This is a genomic window from Streptomyces sp. NPDC086777 (assembly GCF_040702065.1).
GTDB lineage: Bacteria > Actinomycetota > Actinomycetes > Streptomycetales > Streptomycetaceae > Streptomyces.
The window spans coordinates 1-5,276 of the sequence record NZ_JBFBJI010000090.1 but is presented as its reverse complement, the minus strand read 5'-3'; the positions used below and the strand labels follow the sequence as shown (position 1 = coordinate 5,276).

Here is a 5,276-nt window from a genome sequence, read left to right as displayed (position 1 = left end):
ACACCCAACAACCCCCGATGACCCGCCACCAAACCCCCAAACCCCCCATGCGACACCACCACACCCTTCGGCACCCCCGTCGACCCCGACGTGTAGATCACATACGCGGCGTTGCCGGGAGAGCCCGCACGAGACCCCGTCCACGTCGCCGCCCCCGCCACGGCCGGATCGTCCACACACACCACCGGAACACCCACACCCTCAGGAACACCGGACGCCAGAGCCCCGGACGTCACCACACAGACCGGCCCCGCATCCTCCAGCATGAATTCCACCCGCTCGGCGGGATACGACGGATCCACCGGCAGATACGCACCACCCGCCTTCAGCACCGCCAGCAGCGCCACGATCAGCTCCACCGACCGGTCCAGCATCACCGCGACCACGGACTCCAACCCCACCCCCCGCGCCACCAGCACACCCGCCAGACGCGACGCACGATCGTCCAACTCCCCGTACGTCACCTCCTCATCCCCACACACCACCGCCAACGCACCCGGATCACGCGCCACCTGCTCCGCAAACACATCCGGCACCCACACCCCCGCCACCGACCCGGTGTCATTCCACTCCGACACCATCCGCCGACACAACTCCTCCGACAACACCCCCACCCCACCCAACCCCACCCCGGAACCCACCCCACCCAATACCGCCACCAACCCCTCCACCGCCCTCTCCAACAACCCGCACACCACCCCCGCATCCCCTGGATCCACCACATCCACCGTCACCCCAAAACCAACCCCCAGATCATCGACCGCCACAGCCAACGGATAGTTCGTACGCTCCTGCGTCAGGAACATGCGCATTCCCTGACCGCCGGCCGACCTTCCGGTGTCATGGGCGCGGCCACCGTGCCGGTAGTTGAACAACGCGGTGAACAGCGGGGCCGGCGCGGGCACACCACTGGCTTGCTGCGCCAGCACCAGCGGCGCGTGCTCGTGCACCAGGAGCCCCGCCAGCTGGGACTGCATCGCCCGCACGGCCTCGACGGCGTCATGAGCCGCGACGTCCAGCCGTACGGGGAGGGTGTTCATGAACGGCCCGGGAACCCGCTCCGCGCCCCGCCCACCAGTCATCCGTCCCAGCAGCACCGTCCCGAACACCACGTCACTGCGCCCGGACAGACTCGCCACGACCCGCGCCCACGCCACGTGGAACAACGTCGCCGGACTCACCCCCAACTCACGCGCCCGCTCCCGCACCCCCGCCGCCAGGCCCTCCCCCAACGTCAGCCGTGCCCGCCTCAGAGCGGAGCCGTCACCCCGCGCATCGGCCAGACCGAACGGCAACGTCGGCTCCACCACATCACCCAGCACGCCAGCGAAGTACTCCTCATGCTCCCGACGGGAGATACCGAGCCGGGCCTGGGCGACGAAGTCACGGAACGGCAGCGGCACCGGCAACTCGTCCTCGTGGCCGGTCATGAACGCGGCCACCTCAGACATCACGACCTCCAGCGCCGTGTGGTCCTGAAGCAGATGGTGTACCTGCACCAACGCCAACCACCGTCCGCCGTCCGGCTCCTCGGCCACGTGCACCCGCAGCAACGGCGCCTGGCGCAGGTCCAGCCACGAGCCCGCCACCGCCAGCAGTTCAGCCGCGGCGTCCCCGTCACCGGAGAGGGTCACCTCGGTGACCGGCACCACCACCTGCCGCCGCACCACCTGCACCGGCTCCGGCAGCCCCTCCCACACCAACCCCGTCCGATAGATGTCGTGCCGATCCACCACACACCGCAACGCCGACAGAAACGAGTCCAGCCGTTCCCGGTCGTCGAAAGCCATCGTCATCGGAGCCAGATACACATCCGCGGCACCAGGCTCGGCGAGCAGGTGGTGGAAGAAGATGCCCTCCTGCAAGGGGGCCAGCGGATACACGTCCGCCACGTTCGCCGCCCCGCCCTCCACCGACGCGCATACCAACTCGATCTGCGCGACCGTGAGATCGACCAGCGGCAGCATCTCCGGCGTGATCAGCTCGGCCCCGTCCGGAATGCCGTTCGGCGGCACGTCCACCGCCCCACCACCACCGCGGGCGTCACCGGCCGCGGCCACCCCCGCAGGCGTCGGCGACTCGAACAACGCCCGCACCGACACCCCGAACCCACGCTCACGCAACCGCTGCACCAACGACACCGCCAACAGCGAATGCCCGCCCAACTCGAAGAAGTTGTCATCAGCGCCCACCCGCCCCAGGTTCAGAACCTCGGCGAACACCTCACACACGACCTCCTCGGCCACCGAGGCAGGACCCCGCCCACCACCGGACGCCACGTACTCGGGCGCGGGCAGCGCAACCCGGTCCACCTTCCCGTTCACCGTCAACGGCAGGGCATCCAGCACCACCACCGCGGACGGCACCATGTACTCCGGCAACCGCCCAGCCACGAACGCATACAGGTCGTCCCCCACCCGGCTTCCGCCGACCGGAACGACGTAGGCAACCAGCCGTTTGTCACCAGGCGCGTCCTCGCGAGCGATCACCACCGCCTGCGCCACCCCCGGGTGAGTGGTCACCACCGCCTCGACCTCGCCCGGTTCGACACGGAAGCCGCGGATCTTCACCTGGTCGTCCGCCCGCCCCACGAACACCAGCCGACCGTCCACCGTCCACCGGACCAGGTCGCCGGTCCGGTACATCCGCTCACCCGGCCCCCCGAACGGGCACGCGACGAACCGCTCCGCCGTCAGCGCCGGCTGCGCCTGGTAGCCACGGGCCAGACCGGCTCCCGCCAGGTACAGTTCCCCGGCCGCCCCAGGCGCCACCGGTCGCAGCCAACGGTCCAGCACATACACGCGCATGTTCGCCACCGGCCTGCCGACCGGCGGGGCCGTCACGGGATCGTGCTCCACCGACGTGGTGGTGACCATGACCGTCGCCTCGGTCGGCCCGTAGGTGTTCACCAGGTCCAGGCGGTCGGCCCACACCCGCGCCAGGTCGCCGGTGAGCAACTCACCGCCCACCAGGATGCGTTCAAGGCCCGGCACCGTGTCGGGATCCATCACGGCCAGCAGCGAGGGGACCACGCTCGCCACGGTGACGTCCGCCCTGTTCAGCGTCGCCGCCAGCAAGGTGGGATCGCCGCGCTCCGCCGTGGTCGCCACCACCAGCCGACCGCCCGACGCCAGCGTCACCGCCAGGTCCAGCACCGACCCGTCGAAGCCGAACGACGCGAACTGGAGCATGCCCGTTCCCGGTCCGACTCCGGTCACCGGGCCCAGGGCCGCGACCAGATGGACCACGGCCGTGTGCGGGACCACCACGCCCTTCGGCCGTCCCGTGGACCCCGAGGTGTACATCACGTACGCCGCCGCACCAGGCGGTATCGCCACCGGCTCCCTGGCCGCTTCCGTCGCCCCCGTCGCTTCCCCGAGCTCGGCCATCCGCAGCACCGGTACGGAGAGCCCTGCGGGGATCGTCTCCGCGGGACCACCGCCGGTCACCACACACGCCGGTCCCGCGTCGGCCAGCATCGCCGCCACCCGCTCGGCCGGGAGCTCGGGATCAACGAACAGATACGCGGCTCCCGCCTGCCACACCCCCACCACCGCGGCCACCACGTCCACCGAACGCCGCATCACGAGGGCCACCATCGACTCGGGGCCTACCCCCAGGTCCGTCAATGCCTGTGCCAGGCGTGTCGCGCGCTCGTCCACCTCCGCGTACGTCAGGTGCTCAGCACCGCAGACGACCGCCACCGCATCCGGGGCCTCGACCACCCGCCGCGCGAACATCGCCGGCCAGGTCAGCTCGGTCACCGGCACCGCCGTGTCGTTCCAGCCCGCCACCACCTGTTGCCGTTCGATGTCCGACAGCACCGGCACCTGGCCCACCCGCACATCGGCGTCGGCGGCCACCGCTTCCAGCACCCGCACCAGGCGTTCGGCGAGCACCGCGACCGTCTCCGCGTCGAACAGGTCCGCGGCCCCGGTCACAGACCCCCGCAGACCGAGCGGGCGGCCGCCCCCGTCGAACACCTCACCGACCGCCACATCCAGGTCGAACTTCGCCGGCGCAGGGCCGGCCGGCATCGGCGTCACCTGGAGGCCGGCCATCTCCAGGGCCGTCCGGTCCAGGTTCTGTACGGTGAGCATGACCTGGAAGAGCGGGTGCCGGGACATCGACCGGTCCGGGGCCAGCAGTTCCACCAACCGCTCGAACGGCACGTCCTGGTGCTCCAGAGCCGCCAGACCGGTCTCCCGCACCCGCTCCAGCACGTCGGCGAACGTCGGATCACCTGACACGTCGGTGCGCAGCACCAAGGTGTTCACGAAGAACCCCACGAGGTCGTCCAGCGCCTGGTCGGTCCGGCCCGCCACCGCCGTCCCGACCGGGACGTCCTCCCCCGCGCCCAGCCGCGACAGCAACACCGCCAACGCGGCCTGCACCACCATGAACAGCGTCACGCCCCGCTCACGCGCCAACACGGCCAACCGCGCATGCACGTCGGCCGGTATGTCCAGCGCCGCCGCATGTCCCCGGTACGACGCCACCAGCGGACGCGGCCGGTCCACCGGCAGCTCCAGCTCCTGCGGAGTCCCCGCGAGCGACTTCCGCCAGTACGTCACCTGCCGGGCCAGGAGACTCTCTGGTTCTCCCTCGCTGCCGAGCAGGCCGTGCTGCCAGAGGGTGTAGTCGGTGTACTGGACCGGCAGCGGCTCCCACCCCGGCGTACGCCCCTCCGACCGCGCCGCGTAGGCGACGGACAGATCCCGGGCCAACGGGCCCATCGACCAGCCGTCCCCCGCGATGTGATGAACGACCACCACCAGTACGTGCTCATCCGGGCCGGTCTCGATCAACAGGGCCCGCAACGGGATCTCCGCCGCCAGGTCGAACCCGTGCCTCGTCTCGGCCGCCACCAGGTCCGCCACCTCGTCCTCGGTGCCGGAGGTGACGGTCCGCAAGGTGTCTCCCAGTCCGTCCACAGCCAGCACACGCTGGAACGGCTCCCCGTCCGGGGCGGGGAACACGGTGCGCAGGACCTCGTGCCGCGCCAGCACATCAGCCACCGCCGCCCGCAGCGCCCCCGTGTCCAACTGCCCGGTCAGCCCGAGCGCGACCGGCATGTTGTACGTGGGGTTGGAGCCCTCCAACTGCGCCAGGAACCACAACCGCCGCTGGGCGAACGACAACGGCACCCGCTCAGGACGCTCCACCTGCCGTACCAGACCCGCCCGCGCCGACCCCGCACCACCGAGCCGGGCCACCAGACCCGCCGGCGTCGGCGCCTCGAACAACACACGGACACTGAACTCGACGCCGAACAG

Annotated in this window: 1 protein-coding gene; it reads right to left on the bottom strand. The window is 70.8% G+C overall.

The features are described 5' to 3' along the window. Window positions 1–5,147: amino acid adenylation domain-containing protein (locus tag AB0472_RS45825; RefSeq protein ID WP_366365630.1), on the bottom strand; the 5,147-nt coding region annotated here is incomplete at its 3' end. Window positions 5,148–5,276: the final 129 nt, after the last annotated feature.